At 61.1% G+C, this 26,576-nt stretch carries 29 protein-coding genes; 23 read left to right on the forward strand and 6 right to left on the reverse strand.

The features are described 5' to 3' along the window. Positions 1–63: 63 nt before the first annotated feature. From ACIQ2A_RS14040 to ACIQ2A_RS14050, 3 genes are all read left to right on the forward strand, one after another. Positions 64–579 (forward strand): pilus assembly protein N-terminal domain-containing protein, encoded by a 516-nt coding sequence (locus tag ACIQ2A_RS14040; RefSeq protein WP_398480094.1) that lies wholly within the window; start codon positions 64–66, stop codon positions 577–579. Between the two features lie 175 nt (positions 580–754). Continuing rightward, positions 755–1,312 carry a TadE/TadG family type IV pilus assembly protein gene (locus ACIQ2A_RS14045; protein WP_398480096.1) on the forward strand — a complete coding sequence of 186 codons (558 nt, stop codon included), beginning with the start codon at positions 755–757 and terminating at the stop codon, positions 1,310–1,312. Between the two features lie 15 nt (positions 1,313–1,327). Next, positions 1,328–1,930, forward strand: a complete 603-nt coding sequence (locus ACIQ2A_RS14050) for a TadE/TadG family type IV pilus assembly protein (RefSeq protein WP_398480098.1) — start codon at positions 1,328–1,330, stop codon at positions 1,928–1,930. 126 nt (positions 1,931–2,056) lie between these two features. Here ACIQ2A_RS14050 and ACIQ2A_RS14055 read toward each other — a convergent pair whose 3' ends face one another. From ACIQ2A_RS14055 to ACIQ2A_RS14065, 3 genes are all read right to left on the reverse strand, one after another. After that, complete coding sequence (locus tag ACIQ2A_RS14055; protein WP_016842648.1) at positions 2,057–2,269, reverse strand: cold-shock protein; 213 nt, start codon at positions 2,267–2,269, stop codon at positions 2,057–2,059. A gap of 309 nt (positions 2,270–2,578) precedes the next feature. Next, positions 2,579–2,860: a translation initiation factor IF-1 gene (gene infA, locus ACIQ2A_RS14060; protein WP_211910085.1), complete on the reverse strand. Its 282-nt coding sequence runs from the start codon at positions 2,858–2,860 to the stop codon at positions 2,579–2,581. 25 nt (positions 2,861–2,885) lie between these two features. Next, entirely contained in the window at positions 2,886–4,367 is a 1,482-nt protein-coding gene (locus ACIQ2A_RS14065) for a DEAD/DEAH box helicase (RefSeq protein WP_398480100.1), read from the reverse strand. Positions 4,368–4,909: 542 nt separating this feature from the next. Here ACIQ2A_RS14065 and urtA point away from each other — a divergent pair. From urtA to ACIQ2A_RS14145, 16 genes are all read left to right on the forward strand, one after another. Continuing rightward, complete coding sequence (gene urtA, locus ACIQ2A_RS14070; RefSeq protein ID WP_398480102.1) at positions 4,910–6,232, forward strand: urea ABC transporter substrate-binding protein; 1,323 nt, start codon at positions 4,910–4,912, stop codon at positions 6,230–6,232. 183 nt (positions 6,233–6,415) lie between these two features. Beyond that, positions 6,416–8,026 (forward strand): urea ABC transporter permease subunit UrtB, encoded by a 1,611-nt coding sequence (gene urtB, locus ACIQ2A_RS14075; RefSeq protein WP_398480104.1) that lies wholly within the window; start codon positions 6,416–6,418, stop codon positions 8,024–8,026. Between the two features lie 178 nt (positions 8,027–8,204). Next, positions 8,205–9,374: an urea ABC transporter permease subunit UrtC gene (urtC, locus tag ACIQ2A_RS14080; RefSeq protein ID WP_398480106.1), complete on the forward strand. Its 1,170-nt coding sequence runs from the start codon at positions 8,205–8,207 to the stop codon at positions 9,372–9,374. Then, a complete protein-coding gene (gene urtD / locus ACIQ2A_RS14085; RefSeq protein ID WP_398480108.1) occupies positions 9,371–10,189 on the forward strand; it encodes an urea ABC transporter ATP-binding protein UrtD in 819 nt (272 codons plus the stop codon). The genes urtC and urtD overlap by 4 nt, the downstream gene beginning before the upstream one ends. Before the next feature lie 142 nt (positions 10,190–10,331). After that, complete coding sequence (gene urtE / locus ACIQ2A_RS14090; protein ID WP_398480110.1) at positions 10,332–11,027, forward strand: urea ABC transporter ATP-binding subunit UrtE; 696 nt, start codon at positions 10,332–10,334, stop codon at positions 11,025–11,027. A gap of 21 nt (positions 11,028–11,048) precedes the next feature. After that, on the forward strand, positions 11,049–11,876 hold the full coding sequence (locus tag ACIQ2A_RS14095) for an urease accessory protein UreD (RefSeq protein ID WP_398480112.1): 828 nt from the start codon (positions 11,049–11,051) through the stop codon (positions 11,874–11,876). A gap of 16 nt (positions 11,877–11,892) precedes the next feature. Further along, positions 11,893–12,195, forward strand: coding sequence for an urease subunit gamma (locus ACIQ2A_RS14100; protein WP_295849216.1), 303 nt, complete (start codon positions 11,893–11,895; stop codon positions 12,193–12,195). Between the two features lie 9 nt (positions 12,196–12,204). Further along, positions 12,205–12,510 carry an urease subunit beta gene (locus ACIQ2A_RS14105; protein WP_398480116.1) on the forward strand — a complete coding sequence of 102 codons (306 nt, stop codon included), beginning with the start codon at positions 12,205–12,207 and terminating at the stop codon, positions 12,508–12,510. 55 nt (positions 12,511–12,565) lie between these two features. Further along, positions 12,566–12,853 (forward strand): AbrB/MazE/SpoVT family DNA-binding domain-containing protein, encoded by a 288-nt coding sequence (locus ACIQ2A_RS14110; protein ID WP_398480118.1) that lies wholly within the window; start codon positions 12,566–12,568, stop codon positions 12,851–12,853. Further along, on the forward strand, positions 12,850–13,251 hold the full coding sequence (locus tag ACIQ2A_RS14115; protein WP_398480120.1) for a PIN domain-containing protein: 402 nt from the start codon (positions 12,850–12,852) through the stop codon (positions 13,249–13,251). The genes ACIQ2A_RS14110 and ACIQ2A_RS14115 overlap by 4 nt, the downstream gene beginning before the upstream one ends. A gap of 2 nt (positions 13,252–13,253) precedes the next feature. Next, positions 13,254–14,966: an urease subunit alpha gene (gene ureC / locus ACIQ2A_RS14120; protein WP_398480122.1), complete on the forward strand. Its 1,713-nt coding sequence runs from the start codon at positions 13,254–13,256 to the stop codon at positions 14,964–14,966. A 142-nt stretch (positions 14,967–15,108) separates the two neighbouring features. Beyond that, positions 15,109–15,408, forward strand: coding sequence for a putative quinol monooxygenase (locus ACIQ2A_RS14125; RefSeq protein ID WP_398480124.1), 300 nt, complete (start codon positions 15,109–15,111; stop codon positions 15,406–15,408). 17 nt (positions 15,409–15,425) lie between these two features. Continuing rightward, entirely contained in the window at positions 15,426–16,061 is a 636-nt protein-coding gene (locus ACIQ2A_RS14130) for an urease accessory protein UreE (RefSeq protein WP_398480126.1), read from the forward strand. Continuing rightward, complete coding sequence (locus ACIQ2A_RS14135) at positions 16,042–16,788, forward strand: urease accessory protein UreF (RefSeq protein WP_398480146.1); 747 nt, start codon at positions 16,042–16,044, stop codon at positions 16,786–16,788. Before ACIQ2A_RS14130 ends, ACIQ2A_RS14135 begins: the two co-directional genes overlap by 20 nt. A 177-nt stretch (positions 16,789–16,965) precedes the next feature. Then, the gene (gene ureG / locus ACIQ2A_RS14140) at positions 16,966–17,595 is read left to right on the forward strand and encodes an urease accessory protein UreG (RefSeq protein ID WP_398480128.1); all 630 of its coding nucleotides are present in this window, start codon (positions 16,966–16,968) and stop codon (positions 17,593–17,595) included. Between the two features lie 185 nt (positions 17,596–17,780). Further along, positions 17,781–19,430 carry an HWE histidine kinase domain-containing protein gene (locus ACIQ2A_RS14145; RefSeq protein ID WP_398480130.1) on the forward strand — a complete coding sequence of 550 codons (1,650 nt, stop codon included), beginning with the start codon at positions 17,781–17,783 and terminating at the stop codon, positions 19,428–19,430. Between the two features lie 195 nt (positions 19,431–19,625). Here ACIQ2A_RS14145 and ACIQ2A_RS14150 read toward each other — a convergent pair whose 3' ends face one another. After that, positions 19,626–20,174, reverse strand: a complete 549-nt coding sequence (locus tag ACIQ2A_RS14150; RefSeq protein WP_398480132.1) for a sigma-70 family RNA polymerase sigma factor — start codon at positions 20,172–20,174, stop codon at positions 19,626–19,628. Beyond that, positions 20,174–20,371, reverse strand: coding sequence for a NepR family anti-sigma factor (locus ACIQ2A_RS14155; RefSeq protein ID WP_398480134.1), 198 nt, complete (start codon positions 20,369–20,371; stop codon positions 20,174–20,176). Before ACIQ2A_RS14155 ends, ACIQ2A_RS14150 begins: the two co-directional genes overlap by 1 nt. A 240-nt stretch (positions 20,372–20,611) precedes the next feature. Here ACIQ2A_RS14155 and ACIQ2A_RS14160 point away from each other — a divergent pair, with 240 nt between their 5' ends. Beyond that, positions 20,612–21,406, forward strand: a complete 795-nt coding sequence (locus ACIQ2A_RS14160; RefSeq protein WP_398480136.1) for a response regulator — start codon at positions 20,612–20,614, stop codon at positions 21,404–21,406. A gap of 56 nt (positions 21,407–21,462) precedes the next feature. Here the strand turns inward: ACIQ2A_RS14160 and ACIQ2A_RS14165 are convergent, their stop codons facing one another. Next, positions 21,463–22,443 carry a Bug family tripartite tricarboxylate transporter substrate binding protein gene (locus ACIQ2A_RS14165; RefSeq protein WP_398480138.1) on the reverse strand — a complete coding sequence of 327 codons (981 nt, stop codon included), beginning with the start codon at positions 22,441–22,443 and terminating at the stop codon, positions 21,463–21,465. Positions 22,444–22,790: 347 nt separating this feature from the next. Here ACIQ2A_RS14165 and ACIQ2A_RS14170 point away from each other — a divergent pair, with 347 nt between their 5' ends. The 3 genes from ACIQ2A_RS14170 to ACIQ2A_RS14180 all read left to right on the forward strand — a co-directional run. Continuing rightward, positions 22,791–23,519, forward strand: a complete 729-nt coding sequence (locus ACIQ2A_RS14170) for a hypothetical protein (protein WP_398480140.1) — start codon at positions 22,791–22,793, stop codon at positions 23,517–23,519. Continuing rightward, positions 23,516–24,412, forward strand: coding sequence for a ChaN family lipoprotein (locus ACIQ2A_RS14175; RefSeq protein WP_398480142.1), 897 nt, complete (start codon positions 23,516–23,518; stop codon positions 24,410–24,412). Before ACIQ2A_RS14170 ends, ACIQ2A_RS14175 begins: the two co-directional genes overlap by 4 nt. 204 nt (positions 24,413–24,616) lie before the next feature. Beyond that, positions 24,617–26,576, forward strand: a 1,960-nt coding sequence (locus ACIQ2A_RS14180) for a TonB-dependent hemoglobin/transferrin/lactoferrin family receptor (protein WP_398480144.1), incomplete at its 3' end; no start/stop codon positions are given.

Raw genomic sequence — 26,576 nt, forward strand, 5'->3', positions numbered from 1 at the left:
TTGTCGGGCGCCGGCACCGCTGCGTATCTGCTTAGGCCGGCTCGTATCGTCCCGGAGTACAGGATGTCTTTTCTTTCGTTGCGTAGCCGCGCCTCTGCGGCCTTGATGATGCGGGCGCTTGCCGCCGGTCTCGTTCTCTTCCCCGTTGCCGGCCTGCCGGCAGCTGCCAATGACATGATCTCGGTCAATGTCGATCAGGCCAAGCTGGTCAAATTCCCCGAAAAGATCGCCACCATCGTGATCGGCAATCCGCTGATTGCCGATGTCACGCTGCAGCCAGGCGGCATGGTCGTGGTGACCGGCAAGGGCTATGGCGCCACCAATGTGATCGCGCTGGATCGTGCCGGCTCGGTTTTGATGGACCGCGTGGTGCAGGTCGAAGGGCCGACCGACAAGGTGGTGACCGTCTATCGCGGCACCGCGCGCGAGTCGTATAGCTGCACGCCCAATTGCGAGCGCCGTGTCACGCTGGGTGACGCGGAAAACTACTTCAAGTCGACCATGGATCAGGCCGGCGCCATCGGCGGTCAGGCGGCGACCACGGGGGCTGCAAGCGGCACGCCTGGCAAGGTCAACTGATTTCGCATGACGTTGTGTAGCCGCGCGAGAACGCGCGGCTCCATTGCCGTGACGGACATGGTTAAGCGATTGTTAACGGATCGGTCCATGTTGTCGCGATCCGGCGAAACACTTCTACAATCAGTTTTCGCTACAGCCTGACGGTAGATATTTCCATCCCGTCCGGATTCTGCAGATGCTGATACCGATCATCTCCTTTGTCGCCGTTATGAAGCGGTTGCGATCCTTCCGGCGAAGCCAGGATGGTTCAGCCGCGGTCGAATTCGCGATGATTGCGCCGATGTTCTTCGCGCTGATCTTCGCTGTCATGGAAACCGGCATGGTGTTCATGGCCGGGCAGGTCCTGGAGACCGGCGTGGAGGATGGCGCGCGGCTCGTCTATACCAGCACCAGCGCCAGCGCGACCGATTTCAAGGCGGCGATCTGCGGCCGCGTCTCGGTGCTGATGGACTGCACGAAGCTCGATGTCGATGTCCGCTCCTTTGATCCCGGCGCGACGATCACCATCATTGATCCGATCGATGCCAGCGGCAAATATGTCTCCAACGGTTTCGTCTACCAGCCGCCGGCCTATTCTTCGAGCGGTCCGACCAGCAAGACGGTGGTTGTCCGCGCCTTCTATCAATGGCCGCTCTATGTGACGGGCCTCGGCTACAATATCGCGAATATCGATCGCGGGACGACGACGAACAAGCGGTTGCTCGCGGCGACCGCCGCGCTTGGCCCGCAGTAGCGAGAGGATCACGGGATGCCCATACTCGCTATTGCGCGCAAGCTACGATATCGCGCCGCCTCTCTGCGGCGTGATGACAGCGGCATCGCGGCGATCGAATTCGCCATGATCGCGCCAATGCTGGTGCTGATGCTGTTCGGCATCACCGATGTCGCGAATTATTTTGCGGTCGATCGCAAGGTCAGCCAGATCGCACAGACTGTTTCGGATCTCACCTCTCGCTACACGACGGTGCAGGAAAGTGACGTCACGAATTTCTTCACCGTCGCGGGCGCCATCGTGAATCCCTACGACAAGAACGCGTTGAAGACGACGATCCACCAGGTCTATCTGGATCCGAGCAGCAAGACGGCAAAGGTCGTCTGGAGCCGCGGCAGCGTGCCGCTCTCGAAGAATTCCGTTTATTCGGTGCCGGCCGGGCTCGTCAGCAAGGATGCGTCGGGCAACTGGTTGGCGAACCAGTATCTGATCGTCGGCGACGTCAAATATAATTATGTGCCGACCATCGGCTGGGTGCTGTCGAAAACGGGCATCACGGCGTCTGAGATTGCTTTCACCAAGCCCAGGCAGATGACATGCGTGATGCTGGGCTCGACCTGCACGCCGAGCGGCGGCTGATCGCGACAATCGTCACGCGGAAGCGTTTCCGAAAAAAGGGTTCCCCCAATAAGAAAGGCCGCGTCCGGGGACGCGGCCTTTCAAATTTTGCACGATCATCTGCAAGCGGCTGCTTGCGGAAAATCGTTAGCCGGCTGCGCGGAGGTTATCCGCTGACGACTTGCCCGAACGGCGATCGGCCACGATTTCGTAGCTGATCTTCTGGCCTTCGCGCAGCGTGCCGAGACCAGCGCGTTCGACGGCGCTGATGTGCACGAACACGTCGTTCCCGCCTTCGTCCGGCTGAATGAAGCCATAACCCTTGGTGGCGTTAAACCACTTCACGGTTCCCATGCTCACGAGGTAGTCCCTTCTCAAAGATAGTAGTAGTAACCCACGCCCTGGACGCAGGTTGGTTGGCATCGAATTTTTGGAAGGGTCGTCAGTCTAGACCGGCTGCACCGGGGTATAGAGAAGTCGTCCGGCCGAAAATCGATAGCAGTTACATTAGGGGAAGCTATTCCCTAAGACAATCCAGCCGCGCACGATTTTTTGATAGTATACGAATAAGCGAATGCGCCCCCGGTCCCGCGCATGACGAGTGGGTCATGCGCGCCGAGGGTCTATATTGCAGTGCGAACTGTCGACAGAAATAAAAGTCCGGACGCTTTAGCGGCGGCGGAAATTGCCGCGCGGCGGGCCTGACCGCGGCGGGCCGCCACCTGGACGTTCGTCCTTGTGACGGAAGATCAGTCGGCCCTTTTCCAGATCATAGGGCGACATCTCGATCGTCACGCGGTCGCCCGCCAGTGTCTTGATGCGGTTCTTCTTCATCTTGCCTGCCGTGTAGGCAATGATTTCGTGTCCGGCATCCAGCTGCACGCGATAGCGTGCATCAGGAAGGATTTCGGTCACCAGTCCTTCGAACTGGATCAGCTCTTCTTTAGCCATTCATTAGCTCCAGATCGGTCAGCGCTTAGCGCGGACGCTGGCTGCGGTTAGGGGTGGTGTTAGGTCGGCTCGGCCGATGAAGGAAGGCAACGCCTTGCATGCTTCCTTCTTTTCCAGCGGCTCCGCCCTGCTGGGCGGGACGTGGCTTCGACTCGTGCCGTGCATTTTCATGCCTTACGTTCTCGTGCCTTGGTCCGCTCTCGGTCCGCGCATGATCGCGGTTCGGTTGCGATGCGCCGCCACCGCCGCCGGGGCGGCGCCGATTGCGCGCGTTCTTGTTGCCGGGGGCTCCGTCCTGGCGATGAGCGTGCTGGGCGGGGCGACCGTTGCGCTGACCACCGCGATTCTGGGAAGGCGGCGGACCCACGTCATTCTTGCCGGGGGTGCGACGGTCTTCCTTCGGAAGCGCAACGCGGATCAGCTTTTCGATATCGCGCAGATACGCCATTTCCTCGCCGGCGCAAAGCGAGATTGCGATGCCTTCGGCGCCCGCACGGGCCGTACGGCCGATCCGGTGGACATAGGTTTCCGGCACGTTCGGCAGGTCGAAATTCACCACATGGGTGATGCCGTCGACGTCGATGCCGCGGGCGGCAATGTCGGTGGCGACCAGGGTGCGGACTTCGCCGGTGCGGAATTGGGCCAGCGTGCGCTCACGATGGTTCTGCGACTTGTTGCCGTGGATGGCGGCAGCAGCGATGCCGGCGCGCTCGAGGCCCTTCACGACCTTGTCGGCGCCGTGCTTGGTGCGGGTGAACACCAGCGCGCGGTTGACCTGTTCGGTCTTGAGGATATGCGACAGGATCGAGGGCTTGGCCGAGTGATCGACCAGCAGGATCTTCTGGGTGATGCGCTCGACGGTCGAGGACACCGGGGTGACGGCGACGCGGGCCGGGTCGCGGAGCATGTGCTCGGCGAGATCGGCGATATCCTTCGGCATGGTGGCCGAGAAGAACAGCGTCTGGCGCTTGATCGGGAGCTTGGCGACAACCTTACGGATGTCGTTGATGAAGCCCATGTCGAGCATGCGGTCGGCCTCGTCGAGGACGAGGAATTCCACCATGTTGAGCTTCAGCGCATTGCCCTGCACGAGGTCGAGCAGGCGGCCCGGCGTGGCGACGAGGACGTCCACGCCCTGCATCAGCGAGCGAACCTGGCGGCCCATCGGCACGCCGCCGATCGCCAGCGCCGACGACAGGTTCATGTGGCGGCCATAGGCGTTGAAGCTGTCGAGGATCTGGCCGGACAGTTCGCGGGTCGGGCTCAGCACCAGCACGCGGCAGGTCTTGGGCTGCGGCTTGACGCGGTGTTCGAGCAGGCGATGAAGAATCGGGAGTGCGAAAGAAGCGGTCTTGCCGGTGCCGGTCTGGGCGATGCCGATCACGTCCTTGCCGGTGATGGCAATCGGGATGGTCTGGGCCTGGATCGGGGTCGGCGTGGTGTAGTTTTCTTCCTTGAGCGCACGGGTAATGGGATCGGCGAGGCCGAATTCCTGAAAGGTGGTCAAAAGATGTGTCTTTCCATAAAAGCGTATCGCACCCGGCCGATATGCCAGAGCGGCAATATCAGAGGCGCACGCGAGTGTGTCTTGGGGACACCCGCGTGTTTGGGGCGTCATTCTGGTTAGCTGAAAGAGGCAAGCCAGAAACCGCTGGTGCTCTGGACGTCAGAGTGAGGCGGGATCAGAACACGCGGCTCGCAAGGACCCGATGATTCTCAAGGTCGTGTGGGATCATATGGAACACGATCCAGGCTTATTCAAGGTGAAACCGTCGCGAGCCGGAACGATGACAAAATGCCGCTGCGAGAAATTTAGACAGTTACCGACTTCTGCACTCGATTTAATCTGTTTGCCGCGGGTGTGATCAAAAATTTTGCACATAAAATAAGCTCGCTGATTTTGTGATCATGACAGCGATTTAAAATGATGCAGACTTACCAATAACTTAACGAGTAAAAGGTCGCTGGCACACTTCTTGCGATTCCTTGGATGTCCGGCCGTGGGGCCGTTCGCAGTGAATTTCGTCTGCGTCCAGGGAGAGACCGCACATGATCCGCCACTTCACCAATTCATTTTCCAAGCCGCTATCCCGGCGCAGCGTCATGGCTGCAGCTGCGGGGCTGGCGCTCGGCCTGTCGGCTGTGTCCGCAGCCCGGGCCGCCGACGACACCATCAAGGTCGGCGTGCTGCATTCGCTGTCCGGCACCATGGCCATTTCCGAGACCACGCTGAAGGACACCGTCCTGTTCATGATCGATGAGCAGAACAAGAAGGGTGGCGTGCTCGGCAAGAAGCTGGAAGCCGTCGTTGTCGATCCCGCCTCGAACTGGCCGCTGTTCGCCGAAAAAGCCCGCGAGCTGATCACCAAGGACAAGGTCGCCGTCGTGTTCGGCTGCTGGACCTCGGTGTCCCGCAAGTCGGTGCTCCCCGTGTTCAAGGAGCTCAACAACATCCTGTTCTACCCCGTGCAATATGAGGGCGAGGAGTCCGAGCGCAACGTGTTCTACACCGGCGCCGCTCCGAACCAGCAGGCGATCCCGGCGGTCGATTACCTGATGAAGGACGAGAAGGTGAAGCGCTGGGTGCTGGCCGGCACCGACTACGTCTATCCGCGCACCACCAACAAGATCCTGGAAGCCTACTTGAAGTCGAAGGGCGTCAAGCAGGAAGACATCATGATCAACTACACGCCGTTCGGTCATTCCGATTGGCAGACGATCGTGGCCGACATCAAGAAGTTCGGCTCGGCTGGCAAGAAGACCGCGGTGGTCTCGACCATCAATGGCGACGCCAATGTTCCGTTCTACAAGGAGCTCGGCAACCAGGGCATCAAGGCGACCGACATTCCGGTGGTGGCATTCTCGGTGGGTGAAGAAGAACTCGCCGGCATCGACACCAAGCCGCTGCTCGGCCATCTCGCTGCCTGGAACTACTTCCAGTCCATCAAGGATCCGGAGAACGAGAAGTTCATCAAGTCCTGGCAGGCCTATACCAAGAACCCGAAGCGCGTGACCAACGACCCGATGGAAGCCACCGTGATCGGCTTCAACATGTGGGTGAAGGCGGTGGAGAAGGCCAAGTCCATCGAGGCCGACAAGGTCATCGACACCCTGCCGGGCATCGAGGCCAAGAACCTCACCGGTGGCACCTCGAAGATGCTGCCGAACCACCACATCACCAAGCCGGTCTTTATTGGCGAGATCAAGGGCAACGGCCAGTTCGACGTGGTCTGGAAGACCCCGGCGCTGGTGGCTGGCGATGCGTGGTCGAAGGAGCTCGACGGTTCCAAGGACCTGATCGGCGACTGGGTCGGCAAGAAGTGCGGCAACTACAACACCAAGACCAACAAGTGCGGCGGTCAGGGTTCGTAAGTTAAGTCGCTACATCCTATTCATTGCGAGGAGCGTAGCGACGAAGCAATCCAGTTCTTCCTTCGCGTCGCCTCTGGATTGCTTCGCTGCGCTCGCAATGACGATGCCTTTTGTTTCCTCCCGAGACTGGAGAAGGCGGTTCACCGCCGCCTTCTCCCCCTTTTTCCCGCCGGGGACTTTAGAGTGAATCACTTATTCGAACGCTGCCGCGCGATTGCGCTGGCCTGCCTGCTGCTGACAGCGACAGCCATTCCGGCACTGGCCGGTCCTTTCGAGGACGCCGTCGCCAAATTCGCCAATGATGATTTCTCCGATACGGACGAGGCCGTCGGCATCATCGCCACATCGGGCAATCCGCAGGCTTTTGCGATTATTAGCGCTTTGCAGGAAGGGCGCTTGTTCGCCGATCCCGACAGCAAGAAGGTTTTTGTCACCGGCGCCGACGGCAAAAGCGCCGATGCCGCGACTGGCACCACCGTCGCCGAAATTCCACCCGGCGCCGCCGCGGTCCGCCTGAACAACCGTCTCCGCCGCAATATCGAATCCGCCCTCGGCGGCCTGACCCTGATGTCGCCCGATCCCGCCAAGCGGATCGCCTCGGCGCAGTCGGTGTTCAAGAGCCACGAGACCGCCATGCTGCCGGTGATCGACACGGCGCTGGAGAAGGAAACCAACAAGGCCGCAAAGCTGGCCTTTACCGAGGCCCGCGCCGCCATCATCCTGTTCAAGGAAGACGCGACCGAAGCCGAGAAGATCGCAGCCATCGCCGTCATCAAGGCCCGTGCCGATCAGGACGCGCTCGCGATCCTCACCGGCCTGCCGGCCGACCAGACCGTCGGCGTCACCCGCACCGCGGCCAGCGCCATCACGGCCATCAATAGCCGCCAGACTTTGTGGTCGATCGGCCAGAATGCCTGGTACGGCCTGTCGCTCGGCTCGGTGCTGCTGCTTGCCGCCATCGGCCTCGCCATCACCTTCGGCGTCATGGGCGTCATCAACATGGCCCATGGCGAGATGGTGATGATCGGCGCCTATGTCACCTTCGTGGTGCAGGACATCATCCGCACCTCCTATCCCGGCCTGTTCGACTATTCGCTGCTGATGGCCGTGCCGCTCGCCTTCCTGGTCGCCGGCATTCTCGGCATCGTCATCGAGCGCACCATCATCCGCTTTCTCTACGGCCGCCCGCTGGAGACGCTGCTCGCCACATGGGGGCTGTCGCTGGTGCTGCAGCAGGCGATCCGCACCATGTTCGGTCCGACCAACCGTGAGGTTGGCAATCCCTCCTGGATGTCCGGCGCTTTCGAACTGGGCCAGATCACCATCACCTATAACCGCCTCTGGATCCTCTGCTTCACGCTCGCCGTGTTCGTGATCCTGCTGGCGATGCTGCGCTATACAAGCATGGGGCTCGAAATGCGCGCGGTGACCCAGAACCGCCGCATGGCGGCGTCCATGGGCATCGCCACCTCGCGGGTGGATGCGCTGACCTTCGGTCTCGGCTCCGGCATTGCGGGCATCGCAGGCGTGGCGCTATCGCAGATCGACAATGTCTCGCCCAATCTCGGCCAGAGCTACATCATCGACAGTTTCATGGTCGTGGTGTTCGGCGGCGTCGGCAATCTGTGGGGCACGCTGGTCGGCGCGTTGTCACTCGGCATCGCGAATAAATTTCTGGAGCCGGTCGCTGGTGCCGTGCTCGGCAAGATCGCCATTCTGGTGCTGATCATCCTGTTCATCCAGAAACGCCCGCGCGGCCTGTTCGCACTCAAGGGCAGGGCGATCGAAGCATGATGATGTTGAACCCCGTGCTTCGCAGCATCCACAAAACTCTATCCCTCATCCTGAGGAGCCGCGCAGCGGCGTCTCGAAGGATGGCCCCACACTCCCCCATGGTTCGAGACGGCGCTGAAGAAGCGCCTCCTCACCATGAGGGTCTCGGTGTGTGTGGCTCGATCCAGAGGGTTTGCCCATGACCCCGTATTTCCTCACCCGTACCCTTGATCGCAGCGCGACCATCTTCATCCTGATCGTCGCCGCCGTCGGCATCGTGTTGCCGCTGCTCAATCTGCTGCTACCGGCGGATTCGCCGCTGCAGGTGCCGACCTATCTGATCTCGCTATTCGGCAAATATGTCTGCTACGCCATCCTCGCCCTCTCGATCGACCTGATCTGGGGCTATTGCGGCATTCTCTCGCTCGGCCACGGCGCCTTCTTCGCGCTCGGCGGCTATGCCATGGGCATGTATCTGATGCGCCAGATCGGCGCCCGCGGCGTCTATGGCAATCCGGTGCTGCCGGATTTCATGGTGTTCCTGAACTACAAGGCGCTGCCCTGGTACTGGTACGGCTTTGACATGTTCTGGTTCGCCGCGCTGATGGTGCTGGTGGTGCCTGGGCTGCTCGCCTTTGCCTTCGGCTGGCTCGCCTTCCGCTCGCGCGTCACCGGCGTGTATCTCTCCATCATCACCCAGGCGATGACCTATGCGCTGCTGCTCGCCTTCTTCCGCAACGACTTCGGCTTCGGCGGCAATAACGGCCTGACCGATTTCAAGGACATTCTGGGCTTCGCCATCCAGACCGATGGCACGCGTGCCGCCTTGTTCGCGCTCAGTTGTCTCGCTTTGATCGGCGCTTTCGTCCTGTGCCGCGCGATCGTCACCTCAAAACTCGGCAAGGTGCTGATCGCGGTGCGCGATGCGGAATCGCGGACGCGCTTCCTCGGCTATCGCGTCGAGAGCTATAAGCTGTTCGTGTTCACGCTCTCAGCCTGCATGGCCGGTGTCGCCGGCGCGCTCTATGTGCCGCAGGTCGGCATCATCAATCCCGGCGAGTTCGCGCCGGGCAATTCCATCGAGGCCGTCATCTGGGTCGCGGTAGGTGGCCGCGGGACGCTGGTCGGCGCCGCGCTTGGCGCTGTCGTGGTGAACTACGCCAAGACGTTCTTCACGTCAGGTGCCCTTGCGCCGTACTGGCTGTTCATGCTGGGCGCGTTGTTCATCCTGGTGACACTGCTGCTGCCCAAGGGCATCATCGGCACCATCAATGCATGGCAGGAGGGCCGTAAGGCCCGCGACACCGCAAATGCCGACAGCGCCGCCGCGGAAGATGGCATCATCAAACCCGATCTGGAGAAGGCATGATGGTGTCAGCCGAACTCACCGCGGTCGATCCGCAGGTTGCCGCTCGTGAGGCCGAAGCGCGCCAGAAGCGCATTACCTCGGCGCAGCTCTATCTCGACGGCGTGCATGTGTCCTTCGATGGCTTCCACGCCATCAACAATCTCTCGATGGTACTCGCCCCCGGTGAGATGCGCGCCATCATCGGCCCCAACGGCGCCGGCAAGACCACGATGATGGACATCATCACCGGCAAGACCAAGCCCGACGAAGGCGACGTCTATTTCGACGGCATCCATGATCTGACCCTGCTGGACGAGACCGAAATCGCCAAACTCGGCATCGGCCGCAAATTCCAGAAGCCGACGGTGTTCGAAAGCCAGACCATCCAGGACAATCTGCTGCTGGCGCTGAATGTCGATCACAGCGTGCGTGGCACCCTGTTCTGGCGCGGCAGCCGCAATGAGGCCGAGCGCATCGACAAGGTGCTGGAGACCATCCGCCTCACCGATGCCCGCGATCGCCTGGCCGGCAATCTCTCCCATGGCCAGAAGCAGTGGCTGGAGATCGGCATGTTGCTGGCACAGGATCCAAAGGTGCTGCTGGTGGACGAGCCTGTGGCGGGCATGACCGATGTGGAAACGCACCAGACCGCTGAATTGCTGAAAGCGATCAATCGCGACAACAAGACAGTGATGGTGGTCGAGCACGACATGACCTTCGTGCGCGAACTCGGCGTCAAGGTCACCTGCCTGCATGAAGGCACGGTGCTGGCCGAAGGCACCATCGACGATGTATCGACCAATGACCGCGTGGTCGAAGTCTATCTGGGGCGGTGACGATGTGCGCCACACCCACAGTTTTCATCGCCCGCGAAAGCGGGCGATCCAGTAGACACTGGCCCCGGTCCTTGAACCGAGACGCCGAGGTGTACTGGGTCCCCCGCTTTCGCGGAGGACGACAGGCAGAGATGAGGTTACCATGCTGAATGTCGACAATATCAGCCTTCATTACGGCGCCGCCCAGGCGCTGCGCGGCGTCACGGTCGCGGCAGAGCCCGGCAAGGTCACCTGCGTGCTCGGCCGCAACGGCGTCGGCAAGACCTCGCTGCTGCGTGCCATGGTCGGCCAGCAGGCCATCTCCGGTGGCTCCATCACCTTCGACGGGCAGGATATCTCCAAGCTCAAGCCATTCGAGCGCGCCCGCCGCGGCATCTCTTTTGTCCCGCAGGGCCGCGAGATCTTTCCGCTGCTCACCGTCGAGGAAAATCTCAAGACCGGCTATGCCCCGCTGAAGCGCGCCGATCGCAACATCCCGGATGACGTGTTCTCGCTATTTCCCGTGCTGCAATCCATGCTCGGTCGCCGCGGCGGCGATCTCTCCGGCGGCCAGCAGCAGCAGCTCGCCATCGGCCGCGCGCTGGTGATGCGGCCGAAGCTGCTCCTGCTCGACGAACCCACCGAAGGCATCCAGCCCTCGATCATCAAGGATATCGGCCGCGCCATCTCCTATCTGCGCTCGCTCGGCACCATCGCCATCGTGCTGGTCGAGCAATATCTCGACTTCGCCTGCGAACTCGGCGACAATTTCGCCGTGATGGATCGCGGCGCGGTGAAATACAGCTGCGACCGCGCCAATCTCGATCCCGCCGAGATCAGCCGCCAGATGGCGCTGTAAGGCGCTGTCGCTGGAGACTTTATGCAGGACGCCCTCGCTTCATCCGCGAGCTTTGCCGCCAACCGCGCCCGCGGTGCGGTGGCGTTCGACGTGCATCTGGTCGGGGGGCGGACCCGCCGCCGCCAGCTCCATGAATCCGGGTCACTCCGTGTCCGCTTTCCCTCGCCGGAGGATGACGGGCTCACTGCGATGTTCGTCAATACGGCCGGCGGCGCCGCCGGTGGCGATCGCTTCGATATCGATATCACCGCAGGCGAGGGCACCCGCCTCACGCTGTCGACGGCCGCCGCCGAGAAAGTCTATCGCTCTCACGGGCCCGCGGCTGAAATCAACATCTCGTTGCGCGCCGAAGCGGGTGCCCATCTGAGCTGGCTGCCGCAGGAGACGATCCTGTTCGATCAGGCCCGCACCACGCGCAGCATCGATATCGATCTGGCCGATAGCGCCTCGCTGCTCCTGTGCGAGATCGTCGTGTTCGGCCGCACCGCCATGGGCGAGATGATGCGTACGGGCTCCTTCATTGATCGCTGGCGCCTGCGCCGCGGCGGTCGGCTGGTGTTTGCCGAGAATGTCCGGCTCGATGGCGACATCGGCGCGAAACTGGCTGCGCCCGCAATCGCCAATGGCGGCCTTGCGATCGCGACGGCACTGATCGTGCCCGGCGATGAGGCACTGCTGGAACGGTTGCGTGCCGTTGCCGAGCAGGCCGGCACGGAAGTCGGCGTCTCCTGCTGGAACGGATTTGCAATGGTCCGCATCTGTGCGCAAGATGCCGCTAAATTACGGGCCGACATGATGGCGCTGCTGTCGCAATCGGGTGCGATGCTGCCGCGCATGTGGCTGAACTAAAGCTCAGGAAATTGCGATGAACCTGTCCCCTCGCGAGAAAGACAAGCTCTTGATCTCCATGGCCGCCATCGTGGCGCGCCGCAGGCTGGAGCGCGGCGTCAAGCTCAATCATCCTGAAGCGATCGCCATCATCTCCGATTTCATCGTCGAAGGCGCCCGCGATGGTCGCACGGTAGCCGAGCTGATGAAGGCCGGCGCCGAGGTCATCACGCGTGCCCAGTGCATGGATGGCATCGCCGAGATGATCCACGACATTCAGGTCGAAGCGACGTTCCCTGACGGGACGAAGCTCGTCACTGTCCACGAACCCATTCGTTGAGGCACCAGCATGATCCCCGGCGAAATGTTCATCCAGGACGGCGAGATTGAGCTCAATGCCGGCCGCAAGGCGATCACGCTCACGGTGTCGAACACTGGCGACCGGCCGATCCAGGTCGGCTCGCACTATCATTTCTCCGAAACCAACGCGGCGCTGAAATTCGACCGCAAGAAAGCGCGCGGCATGCGTCTCGACATCGCCGCCGGCACGGCGGTGCGCTTTGAGCCCGGCCAGTCCCGCGACGTGCAACTGGTCGAACTCGCCGGCAAACGCACGGTCTATGGTTTTCGCGGCGACGTGATGGGGAAGCTCTGACGGCTTGATCGAGCCGGGAGTAAGGCATATTCTTTTATGTAAGGAGGGTGTGAAAATGTCTTACAAGGCTGACATGACTCTCAGCAGTAAGGGACAGCTGACGCTTCCGGCCGAACTGCGGAAACTGTGGAAATTAAAGCCAGGTGATCGTCTCGGCGTCGAATACGATGCTGCAGGACGTGCGGTTATGACCAAACGTGTGCGGCGGAGCATTCTTGAAAGCCGCAAGGAACTCGAGCCGCTGTCGCTCGGTCGCTCGCTGACCCAGAAGGATATCGATGACGCGATCGCTGGGGAGATGATCGTCCAGGAAGACCGGATCAGAAAGCAATACGGCAAGTGATCGGCCTGGATACCAACATCGTTCTGCGGGTATTCGATCGGACTGATGCGGACCAGTCCGCGGCGGTCGATGCGTTGTTGTCGTCGCGAAAAAGCGAGGGCAGCTTTCTGCTCAATCCGATTGTGCTGTCGGAATTTGCCTGGACCTTGCAGCGAACCTACAAGAAACCACGCGATGTAATCGCTGACCATCTCGATCGCGTTCTGCAATCTCCGGAATTCATCGTGCCTTTTCTCGATGAGGCCATGGATGCCGCCCGGCGATATCGGGATGGCCCTGCGGATTTTGTCGACTACTTTCTTGCGGCGATCAATCGGTCCCTGAGTTGCGAGACGACGCTGACGTTCGACAAGGACGCAGCGAAAGATGGTGATCTCTATTCCTTGCTGAAAGTCTGATCATGCCCGTAAAGATCAAGCGCTCCGTCTATGCCGACATGTTCGGCCCCACCACCGGCGACAAGGTGCGGCTGGCGGACACCGATCTCATCATCGAGGTGGAGAAGGACTTCACCATCTATGGCGAGGAAGTGAAGTTCGGCGGCGGCAAGGTGATCCGCGACGGCATGGGCCAGTCGCAGGCGACGCGGGCGCAGGGCGCGGTAGACACAGTCATCACCAATGCGCTGATCGTCGATCACTGGGGCATCGTGAAAGCCGACGTCGCCATCAAGGATGGCATGGTCCATGCGATCGGGAAGGCCGGCAATCCCGATATCCAGCCCGGCGTCACCATCAATGTCGGTCCCGGCACCGATGTGATCGCGGGCGAGGGAAAGATACTCACCGCCGGCGGTTTCGACAGCCATATCCCTTTCATCTGCCCGCAGCAGATCGAGCATGCGCTGATGAGTGGCGTCACCTCGATGCTCGGCGGCGGTACGGGCCCGTCGCATGGCACTTTTGCCACCACCTGTACGCCGGGCCCGTGGCACATCGCGCGGATGATCCAGTCCTTCGATGCCTTCCCGGTCAATCTCGGAATTTCCGGCAAGGGCAACGCGGCCAAGCCCGCAGCGCTGGTGGAGATGATCAAGGCCGGCGCCTGTGCGCTCAAGCTGCATGAGGATTGGGGCACCACGCCGGCCGCCATCGACAATTGCCTCAGTGTGGCCGACGATCACGACATCCAGGTGATGCTGCATTCCGACACGCTGAATGAGTCCGGCTTTGTCGAGGACACGGTGAAAGCCTTCAAGGGCCGCACGATCCATGCCTTCCACACCGAAGGCGCCGGTGGTGGCCATGCGCCCGACATCATCAAGATCGCCGGCCTCAAGAACGTCTTGCCGTCCTCGACCAATCCGACCCGGCCGTTCACGCGCAACACCATTGACGAGCATCTCGACATGCTGATGGTGTGCCACCATCTCGATCCGTCAATTGCGGAAGATCTCGCTTTCGCCGAGAGCCGCATCCGCAAGGAGACGATCGCGGCGGAAGACATCCTGCACGATCTCGGTGCGCTCTCGATGATGTCGTCGGACAGCCAGGCCATGGGCCGGCTGGGTGAGGTCATCATCCGCACCTGGCAGACCGCCGACAAGATGAAAAAGCAACGCGGTTCTTTGAAGGAAGAGAAGGGCAGCAACGACAATTTCCGCGTCAAGCGCTACATCGCCAAATACACCATCAATCCGGCCATCGCCCACGGCGTCTCAAAGCTGATCGGCTCGGTCGAGAAGGGCAAGATGGCCGATCTCGTGCTGTGGTCGCCGACCTTCTTCGGCGTGAAGCCCGATCTCGTCATCAAGGGCGGCAGCATCGTTGCGGCACCCATGGGCGATCCGAATGCCTCGATCCCGACGCCGCAGCCGGTGCATTACCAGCCGATGTTCGGCGCCTTCGGTCGCGCGGTGACGCAGTCGTCGGTGGTGTTCACCTCGGGCGCGGCCGCGTCGTCGGGGCTTGCGAGGAAACTTGGCATCCAGAAGTCTTTCTATGCGGTGGAAAATGTCCGCAGCGGAATCTCGAAGAAGAGCATGATCCATAATGGTGCCACGCCAAAGATCGAGGTGGATCCCGAGACCTATGAGGTGCGCGCGGATGGCGAATTGCTCACCTGCGAGCCGGCAGAGGTTCTCCCGATGGCGCAGCGCTATTTCATGTATTAGCCGTCATTGCGAGGAGCGAAGCGACGAGGCAATCCAGTCCGTCGCTTTCCGGATTGCTTCGCTGCGCTCGCAATGACGATGGAGATGGCCTAATGTCCCGCCCGGCATCCTTAGCCACAACAATAAACCGGGAGGACTCCCCTTGATCTACGTAATCGCCACGCTGTCCGTGAAACCCGAAACCCGCGCCGAACTGATCGAAGCTGCCGAGGCCTGCATCGAAGCCACCCGCAAGGAGCCTGGCAATATCGCCTATGATCTCCATGAGAGCGTCACCGATCCGACCCGCATGGTGTTTGTCGAGCAGTGGGACAATGCAGAAGCCCTGGTGCCACACCGGACCCAGGAGCATATGAAGACCTTTGGCCGTGTCGCGGTCAAATGCTTCGCCGCGCCGCCGAAGATCGAAATCATCACGCCCGCCGACGTGGTCGTGCGTTAAACCATACGAGAGACTTCATGATCCGCGCGACCACAGTCAGAGGCCAATATCACTGGATCGACGCGGCGGTGGATACCGTCGTGCTCGATTTCGATGACCGTCATCGTCGTCGTATGGCGATGACGGGGACGCGCGGATTGGAATTCCTGCTTGATCTCGAAACCGCCGTCGCCTTGCGCGGCGGCGATGCGCTGATGCTGGAAGACGGCCGCCTCATTGAGGTCGTCGCAGCGCCCGAGCCGCTGATCGAGATCCGGGGCACCGATCCCGGCCATCTCGTGCGGCTCGCCTGGCATCTCGGCAATCGTCATCTGCCGACACAGATCATGGCGAAGGGGCTTCGCATCCGTCGCGATCATGTCATCGAGGAGATGGTGAAGGGCCTCGGCGCCCGCGTCATCGAGATCGAGGCGCCGTTTGATCCGGAAGGTGGCGCCTATGCTGCCCCGCATGAGGCCCCGCACGCCCATGGCCATGGTCACGACCACAGCAGTTGTGGTCACGATCATCACGGCCACGCCCACGGCAAGCACGATCATGCGCATGACCATGGCCATGTGCATGATGAGCATTGCGGGCATGATCACGGTCACGTCCATGACGAACATTGTGGTCACGATCACGGGCATTCCCATGCTCATGGCCACAAGTAAGCCGATCGACGACACGTCGCTGGCTGATCCGATGCAACTCCCCGCCGATGACGGCGCGGCGCTGTATCGGCTGATGACATGGCTGTCGCCGTCTTTCCCTGTCGGCGCGTTCTCCTATTCCAGCGGAATCGAATGGGCGGTGGAGGCTGGTGACATCACCGATGCCGCCTCGCTGCAGCACTGGCTGTCCGCGATGCTGTCCGACGGCGGCGGCTTCTGCGATGGCGTCTTCCTCGCGCATATCCATCGCGCGGCGATGACAGGCGACGACAAGGCATTGCGTGATATCGCCGAACTCGCCAGCGCTTTTGCGCCATCGAAAGAGCGTCTCCTTGAGACCTCCACACAAGGCAAGGCCTTCATCGAGATTTCGTTGAATGCATGGCCACATGAGGCTCTGCAGCAGTTGATCGTCGCCTGCGATGGTCCCATCGTCTATCCCGTCGCTGTCGGCCTCGTCAGCGCCGCGCATGGATTGCCGCTGGCACCGACGATGCATGCCTTCTTCCATGCGGTCGTCTCGAACTGGATTTCTGCCGGCGCGCGTCTTGTGCCGCTCGGCCAGACCGATAGCCAGCGTGTGCTTGCGGCGTTGGAGCCCGTCGTGGTCGCCACCGGTCATCGCGCCATGACGGCATCGCTCGACGATCTCGGCAGCGCGACCTTCCGCGCAGACATCGCCAGCATGCGTCACGAGACGCAATATACGCGGCTGTTCAGGTCATGATGGTGAGCGACCTGCATTCTTTTCTCGTCACCCGGCTTGACCGGGTGACCCAGTACACTCTGGCACTTGTGTTACATTACCGGAGCCGGTGTCTACTGGATCCCCGCTTTCGCGGGGATGACAGTCGGAGCTTTGACATCGCTACGCCACTCCCTCTCAACCCAGCGAGCAACTGACATGTCCACCTCTCACGGTCCTCTTCGCGTCGGCATTGGTGGTCCGGTCGGCTCCGGCAAGACGGCGCTCATGGATCTGCTCTGCAAGACCATGCGCGAGCGCTATGACATCGCGGCCATCACCAATGACATCTACACCAAGTGGGATGCCGAATATCTCGTGCGCTCGGGCTCGCTGACGCCGGATCGCATTGCCGGCGTTGAGACCGGCGGTTGCCCGCATACGGCGATCCGCGAAGATGCCTCGATGAATCTCGCTGCCATCGCCGACATGCGCGCGAAATTTCCCGACCTCGATCTCGTACTGGTCGAATCCGGCGGCGACAATCTTGCCGCGACCTTTTCGCCGGAGCTCGCCGATATCACGATCTACGTCATCGATGTCTCGGCTGGTGACAAGATCCCCTCCAAGGGCGGTCCCGGCATTACGCGCTCCGACCTCCTCGTCATCAACAAGGTTGATCTCGCGCCTTATGTCGGCGCATCCCTGGAAAAGATGGATACCGACGCCAGGCGCATGCGCGGCACCCGGCCATTCGTCATGACCAATATGAAGATCCAGTCCGGGCTCGACACTATTATTGCCTTTATCGAGGCCAAGGGCGGGCTCAAGGCAAAGGCCGTCGCCTGACTACGCGCATAAGTTGGTGTCGCGACACGCAGGGATTGCGCTGTGAGCAATCTCTTAAGCCTGTTTGCGGCCATGGCGCGGACGTGTAAGAAAGTTCCATATTTCGGGAACCAATTCGTCCCATCGTGATTGGCATACTCCTAGGCCGCTGAACCGGCAGTATTTCTCACATTCCGAGTGGGCGCGTGGTCCGGCTGGGTTTCATTATCGCTTTACTGGCACTGATCGGGGTCGGCTTGTCCGGCTTCGCGGCCTATCGCGTGCACGATCAGGAACTGGCGATCGAAAACATCGCGCTGGCGCGCGGGGTCGATATCCATGCCAGCCTGGTGCAGGAGCGCCTGACTGAGCGCGAATTGCTCGCGCGTGTCGCCGCGGGCCTGTTCAAGTCGCCCACGGTGATGAAGGCGGACATGCTGAAGCCGCTGCGGGCGTCGATCTATGCGTTCAAGACCGATTTCGTCATTGCCGCCTGGATCGCGCGCCTGCAGCCGAATGAATTCGTCGGTGCCGCTGCTGATCTGGCCGCGGCCGGCTATCGCAATCCGACCATCCGCAATTTCGACGACAAACCGCTTGATGCCGAGATGCGCGACAAGACGCTCGACGTCTTGATGGATCTCGAGCCGCGCAATTCGGTGACCGAGGGCTTTGCCGGACGCGCGCTCAACAATTCACGCGTCATGGGCCCGACGATCACCCGCGCCAATGACGAAGGCCGTCCGGTCGCGTCGGATCCGACGCCGCTGCAGCGGGAGAATGGACCGCTCGGTGTCGTTCTGGTGACGCCGGTGCTGCCGGAAGGCTCATCCACCGCGGCAGGCTTCGTCTCGTTCTCCTACGAACTCGGCTCGTTGATGCTGGCCAATGACGAAATGTCATTGTTCTCGGTGGCCTTGAAAGATCCGCGCGTGCCCGATGGCGAGATCGTGGCCGATGACGACGGCAGCGTCCGAGCGCGCCCGCTGGTCGCCAACGGTCCGTCGCTTGCGATCCTGCGCACCGTCAGCTTCGGCGGCCGCGATTGGTCGCTCGGTTACTATCCGAAGATGGACACCGATCTGCGCGCGCGCCGCACGGCCATGTTTGTCGGCGGCCTGGGCCTCGCGCTCACAGCCATTATCTGCGGCATGTTCGCTTATGTGTCCTACAGCAATATCCGCCTCCGTCGCGAGGTGGAGATGCGGATCGGGTTTGAGCGTCGCCTCACCGATGTGATCGACGAACTCAATCATCGTGTGAAGAATATTCTGGCGGTGATCCAGTCCATCGTCACGCGCACGCTGCGCCATGGCTCGGACATGGATAGCGCGCGCGATCTGCTGATCGGTCGCATTCACGCGATGTCGCATGTGGTGTCGCTGCTCAGCGAGAGCCAGTGGCAGGGCGTGCCGCTGAAAGGCCTGTTCGAAGCCCGCGCCATTCCGCATGCGGATCGTATCGCGGTGGAAGGGCCGGATATCAGCGTCAGTTCACGTGCAGCGCAGAGCCTCGCGCTGCTGTTCTTCGAGCTCGCCTCGCATTCGGACGAAGGCCTGTCGCTGGTCGGCAAGCATCCGAACATCGTCGCCCATTGGGAGATCATCCCCGGCGAGAATGGCGGCCAATTCCATTTCCGCTGGGAGGAGTTCAACACCAGCGAGAAGACGCGGCGCAGCGATTCCGATTTCGGTGTAGTGCTGCTCGATCGCGTGGCGCCGGAAGCGCTGGGCGGCAAGGCGAAGCGCTATTTCACTGAAGTCTCTTATGTCTATGAACTCACCGCGCCGCTGGAGACGGTGATCGACATGACCGAGCGCGGTCGCACGGAAGCGCTGGCACGGCCGGTGCGGTAGTATCGATCTCCGGATGTCATCACCCGCGAAAGCGGGTGATCCAGTAGACACCGTTTTTCCGTCTCGATCTTTCTTGCCAGCCTTTACTGGATCGCCCGGTCAAGCCGGGCGAAGACAGCAGTGAAGGGCGACGTGCCAACAAAAAAGCGGCCGCCTGAGGCGACCGCTTGTAGTTGATCGGATTCAACTTCAGGCCTAGCCGCCCGAGCCGCCGATGACGGCACGCACTGTATCGTCCGGGCCGAAATCTTCCGCGCCATCCACATAGAGCAGTGCGCTGAGCTTGGAGCGCGCGCGGTTGACGCGGCTCTTGATGGTACCGACGGCGCAGCCGCAGATCGTGGCCGCGTCTTCGTAGGAGAATCCCGATGCACCCACCAGGATGAGCGCTTCGCGCTGGTCCTGCGGCAGCTTTTCGAGCGCGCCACGAAACTCCTCGAATTCCAGATGCGCATTTTGCGCCGGCTGGGTCTTCAGGGTTTTGGCGTAACTACCGTCAGCATCCTCCACCTCGCGGCGGCGTTTGCGATAGTCGGAGCGAAACAGGTTGCGCAGGATGGTGAACAACCATGCCGGCAAATTCGAGCCGACCTGAAAGCTGTCGATATTCGCCAGCGCGCGCAGCAGTGTTTCCTGCACGAGATCGTCGGCACGATCGCCGTTGCCCGAAAGCGAGATGGCGAAGGCGCGCAAACTCGGAACTGACGCCAGAATATCGTCACGGAGTTCATTTGTGAGAGGCATTATTCCCCTCCTTCTTTTTTGCCGGCCTCACCGGCGAGCTGGGCCTGGGCATCTGCCCCGTCCAGTTTTCGAATCATGTCCGCGAACCGGTCCGGCACCCCTTGGCGCACGACGTCGTCATACATCGCGCGAAGCTGGTGCCCGATCCGGGACTGAATTTCGGCGTTCAATCCGCCCTTAGGCTTCACATCTTTCATGACCCGTTCCACATTCCCCAGAAGATCTTGCCCCTGGTTTTTGAGAAATTTTCTTGATTTTTGAAGCCTTTGCGGCGTTTCTTGCCATTCTAACGGGGAGCGCCGCTGAAAGTTCCGGAGCGATGGAACTTTTCTCGGTGGCAGGCGTAGACTGGTCGTAATCAGGCGCCGGGGCGCATGACGGTACCTCTTGACCGCGTAACGGCAAGAGACCGCGCTAAGAACAGGATTGGAGTGGGGATGTCCCGATCACAGCTCGTTGCTGAACATTTGCCGCTGTTGCGGCGCTATGCCCGTGCGCTCACGGGTAACCAGGCATCCGGCGACGCCTATGTCGGCGCCATGCTGGAAGCGCTGCTGCAGGATGGTTCGCTGCTCGACGAGCGTCATGGCGCGCGCTCCGGCCTGTTCCGTCTGTTCACGCAGATCTGGAATTCGGTGACGATGAATGACGATGCCGAAGTGGTGCCGGTGCAGGCGTCGGAGAAACGGATCTCCAACATCACGCCGCTGCCGCGTCAGGCGTTCCTGCTGCTGTCGCTCGAAGGTTTCTCGGAAGAGGAAGTCGCCTTCGTACTCGACGTCGAAGTCTCGGAAGTGCGCGCGCTGGCCGACACCGCCGGCCGCGAAATGGCGGCGGAGATTGCCACCGACGTCCTCATCATCGAGGACGAGACCTTCATCGCCATGGACATCGAGAGCTTGGTGAAGAATCTCGGCCACAATGTCATCGGCGTTGCCCGCACCCATGCGGATGCCATCGCGCTGGCGCAGAACAAGAAGCCTGGTCTGATCCTCGCCGACATCCAGCTCGCCGATGGTTCGTCGGGTCTCGATGCGGTGAACGAGCTGCTGCGCACGTTTGAAGTGCCGGTTGTGTTCATCACCGCCTATCCGGAGCGCTTCCTCACGGGCGAACGTCCGGAGCCGGCCTTCCTGATCTCGAAACCGTTCCAGCCGGCGATGGTGTCGGCGGTGGCGAGCCAGGCGCTGTTCTTCCAGCGCAACTCGAAGAACCGCGCCAAGGCGTCGTAAGCGCACCTTCAATCAGGACGAAAACGGCCGGAGTGATCTCCGGCCGTTTTTTGTTGTCACGTTGGCTTGTACCCCACCGCATCCATCACCTTCTGCCACTGCACCATGTCGCTGTTCAGCCGCTCGGTGAATTGCTTCGGCGTCGATGTCTCGACCTCCAGCCCAAGCTCGGCCATCCGCTTCTTGATCTCCGGCAATTCCAGCACCGGCCGCAATTCATTGCCCCAGGTCTCGACGATGTTCGGCGGCGTCCCCGCCGGCGCAAAGAAGGCGTACCAGCCTGACAATTGCAAATTGGGAAAGCCGAGGCTCGTGCCTGTCGGCAGCTCCGGCGCCGATGCGGTCGGCCGGCTGCCCGATGTCACCAGGATCTTCACCACGCCTTGGCGATGATGATCGATGAAGTCAGTGATCGATCCGCAGCCGCCGGTGATGTGCCCGCCCTGCAGATCCGACACCAGCGGCGCCGCGCCGCGATAGGCCACGGCTTCGAGCGGGCGGCCGACGGCCTGGCCGATCATCAACCCGAAGAAATGCGTGCTCGATCCCATCGCCGTGGAGCCGAACGAGGCGCGCGTCGGGTTCTTCTTCAGCCACTCCACATATTCCGCCAGCGTGTTGACGCCGATGGTCGGCGACACGCAATAGACGGTTTGCAGCGTCCCGGCCATGGTGATCGGCGCCATGTCGGCCTGCGGGTCGAATGGCACATTCACCATCGAGAGTTTTTGCATGACGGTGGCGGAGGGCATGTAGCAGATCACGCTGCCATCGGTCGGACTGCTCTTGAGCGTGGCGCCCGCGACCGTGCCGGATGCGCCGACCTTGTTTTCGATCACGATATTCCGCCCGGTGCGCTGCCGTAGCGGCTCGGCAATCAGCCGCGCCATCACATCGGTCCCGCCGCCGGCGGGAAAGCCGACCAGCAGCCGGATGGGTTTGTCGGGAAGGGCGGTCTGGGCGCGGAGTATTTGCGGTGCGAAGAGTGCGGATGCACCGAGGATCAGAGACGTTCGACGCGTGATGGTCTTGCTCATCATAGTCCTCCCGTTTGTTTTTATGATTGCCGCCTGCGCGTCTATTGCAGTGCGAAGGCGTGCGCAGTCGCAGTCTCTTGCTGCGATCTTCGCGATCGGAGGCTAGCGAGTGCAGCCTGTGCGAACAAGCGTCGTCGTGGCGCGGATTGGCCGCAGGCGTCATCCCCCTACGGTCGCAAAATTTCGTATGAAGCGTCAGGTTGAGTTTTTGGCTTTATTACAAATCAAATCTCGAAACTGGAATTCATTCAACACGATCGAATTGAAGCGTCCACGCATGGACGCGCCATAGCCCTTGCTGCAAACACGCAAAATACCTTTTGCGTGTCTGGTGGGCTGAAGAGATCATGAGTGAAGACAAGAACCTGCGGCGTCGTCTTGCTGCCGACCCCTTTGACGTGTTTCGGCGCGTGCCTCTGTTGGGGCGGATCATGATCGCCGTTCGCGATGAAGGTGTCGTGCTCGAGCGCATCGGGGTCGTCGAGCGGGTCGAGCGCGATGGCAGCATGCTGTTCACCGTCGGCAAGGCGCATGACAGCGAGATCGATATCAGCCGGGTCTCGGCCGTCGTCGTCGATTATTCCAGCCAGATGAAAGGCAAGGTGCTGCCGCGCATCGAATTCCAGGATGCATCCGGGAAGATCATCTTCAGTGTCGTCGGCCTTGAAGGCGCAGATCCCTTCGATGCCGGCCTGAAGATTTTCGAAGGCACTGCGCAACCACCGTTGCCGAAGCCTGCAGGCAGCGATGACCCCGCCAAGCTCGATGCAGCCGATGCCGGCATGCAGCCACTGAAGGCGGCGCGCGAAGCCGAAGCGGAGATCACCATCGAGATGCAGCGCCCCGGCGTCACCCAGCGCTGGCGCGGCTTGGTGCCGGAAATCAATCCGGCCATGGGTTTCGTCAACATCATCACATCCGACTTCCATCTTCATCTACGCGGCGGCGATGTGAAGCATTGGCAACGCAGCGCGCCTGCGGCGGATGGCACTGTCGAACTGACCGCGATGGATGCCGGCAATGCGTCGCTCGGTCTATTCCTGCGTGGTCCCGCCAGCGCATTCGGTGCGGCGTGACGGACGCGGCGACGCAGTTCGCTCACCCGCGCGCCAGCTGGCTCGATCCCGCCGATGGACGTATCCGCGACGAGCGCGAGCTGTTGACCGCGATGGCGGACAGGCAGGTCGTGCTGCTCGGTGAAACTCACTCGGTTCTCGAAATCCATCGCTGGCAATTGCATGTGGCCACGGTGCTGCGCTTCTTGCGCCCGCATATCGCCGTGGGATTCGAGATGTTTCCACGCCGGGTTCAGCCCGTGCTCGATGAATGGATCGAAGGCGGGCTCAGCACCGCGGCGTTCCTCGACAAAGTGGAGTGGGGCGCAGTCTGGGGCTTCGATGCGGAGCTCTATCTGCCGCTGTTTCATTTTTGTCGTCGCCATCGCGTTCCGATGCTGGCGCTGAATTGTCATCGCCCGCTGGTGACACGCGTCGGCAAGGACGGCTGGGACGCCGTGCCGGAGGACGAGCGCGACGGTCTCACGCCATCGGCTCCGGCCACGCTGGCCTATCGCCGCTATCTCGCCGGGCTGCGCTTCGATCGTCCTGCCACGGGCGAGGTCGATCCATCCCTTGTCACAGATCGCTTCATTCGTGCGCAGCAGACATGGGATCGCGCCTTTGCCTGCAACATCGCGAAAGCGCTCGACGCCGCCGATCCCCCTCTGGTGATCGGCATCATCGGCCGTGGCCATCTCGAATACGGCCATGGCGCGCCGTATCAGCTGCGCGATCTCGGCGTCTCTTCCATCGGCGTGTTGTTGCCCACGGCGAGTGATCACCACGATGCCGCGTCGATGGTGGGAATTGGTGATGCCGTGTTTCGGCTGGATGAGCCCGAGCCGGAAATCGTGCCGCCCGGAATGGCGGAGATGATCGCCGGTGCCCGTCGGAAAGCTGCAAATACTTAGATCAAGAATAAGTATAGATAAGTATCTGTATGTATTCTTTCTCCAAATAAGTCTGATATAGGTCAATATTGAGGCGATATATTTGACTCTGTGACTACTTATTTCGAAAAGCCGGCATCGAATACCTAGATTGATGCCGGGGGCTATATGAAGACCAGAAATTCAACGCAGAAGATCGCTAGGCGCGGAACTGCACTACTTGCGATGTCATTGCCCTGGATGCTCGCGGGCACTGCTTATGCGCAAAGCTCGGATGAGCAGAAGCGCCAGCAGGCAGCGGAGCGGATCGCGGCCAGCTACGGCGTGATGCTCGACGAAGTCAGTGTCTATGCCGATCGTAACGCCCGCCAGGTGCTGAACCTGCCGCAGAACGTCACCGTGATCGGCCGCAAGGAGCTGGACGAGCGCATGGTTCGCGATGTGCAGGATCTCGTGCGCTATGAGCCGGGCATCACTGTCGGCAAAACCACGTCATCGGTGGATCCGTTCGGCAATCTTGCCGGCTTCACCATCCGCGGCGTGTCGAACAACCGCGTGCAGATGCTGATCGATGGCACCCGCGTGATCGAGAGCATCGTGGATGGCAATCGCGATTTCATCGACATGTCGAATCTCAAGGCCGTGGAAATCATGCGCGGTCCGGCCGGCGTGATGTGGGGCGCCGATGCGCTCGGCGGCGTGGTGGCTTTCGTCACCAAGGATCCCGAGGATTATCTCAAGGGCCGCAACTTTGGTGGTCAGCTCGATACGACCTATGATTCCTACGACAAGAGCTGGGTGAAGACCGGCACCACCGCGTTCCGGTTCGGCGACTTCGCCGCGATGATCAGCGCGTCGCAGCGCAGCTACAGCGAAGGCACGCTGTCCAAGGCACGCGCCGATGGTGGCATCTATGGCTGTCCGCGGCCCGCGGAAGCGATCCGCTGCAACCAGCTCAACCCGCTCGATGGCGATGATGTCAGCGTATTGAACAAGCTGGTCTGGACGCCGGACAACCAGAACGAGGTGAAATTCACCGCCGACTTCTTGCGCAAGAATGCGGATGTCGATCAGCGACTGGATCTCGGCCTGCAATCGACAGGCATCACCAATCTCAGCTATTTGCGCAACCAGATCCAGAGCCGTGAACGCTATACGCTGGCGCACAAATACACGCCGAATGCCGGCTGGATTGATCAGATCAAATGGCAGGTCTCGCATTCGGATCAGGAGCGTTACTTCACAGGCGATCGCCGGCGGCGTCTCGCCAATGGTCAGTTCGACAAGCTCGATTTCCTGCTGGACTACAAGGAGCGGTTCACCGAAGGCGATCTCCAGTTCAATTCGTCCTTCGACACGCCATGGGCTCGCCATGCCTTCACCTATGGTGTCTATGCCAGCGTCGCCGAGACCGACTATCAGCGCCGCGATACGACGACCAATCTGAACACCGGAGTGGTGACCGTCGCCAATGCCGGCGGTTTCAATTTCGCGAATGCGACCACCACGCGTATCGACGGTTTCATTCAGGACGAAATCTCGCTGCTGAACGATCGCTGGAAACTGACGCCCGGCGTTCGTTACGCGACCTATCACCTCGATCCCCGGCCGGACTCGTTCTACCGGGCTGTGACGGGCAAGGAGCCACGCGAGGTCCAGAGCGAAAAACTGGTCAAGCAGTTTGGCTCGGTGTTCAAGCTCGACGAGAATTTCTCGGTGGTCGGCCGTTATGCGGAAGGCTTCAAGATGCCGACCTCGCAACAGCTCTACACATCGTTGCCGGGTGGTGCTGGCACCAATATGGATCTGGTGCCGAACCCCACGCTGCGGCCTGAAGAGGTCAAGAGCTATGAAATCGGCCTGCGCGGCCAGTTCCAGCAGGGCTTCTTCACCGTCACGGTGTTCAAGTCCGACTACACCGATTTCATCCAGAACTTCGTCAACACGCCGAGCGTCAATTTTCCCGGCCTGTTCGATCTGACCTATGCCAATCTGTCGAAAGTGAATCTGCTCGGCTTCGAATTCGCGACCGAATATCACTTCACCGACTACTGGAGCGCCAATCTCGCGGTCGCCTATACCCAGGGCACCCAGAAGGCGACGGCGACCAGCGCGGAAACCGCCTTCGACGGAACGACGCCGTTCTCCGGTGTGATGGGCGTGCGCTACAACGATCGGCCGAATG

The organism is Tardiphaga sp. (genome assembly GCF_044336785.1).
In the GTDB taxonomy this organism is placed as follows: domain Bacteria; phylum Pseudomonadota; class Alphaproteobacteria; order Rhizobiales; family Xanthobacteraceae; genus Tardiphaga.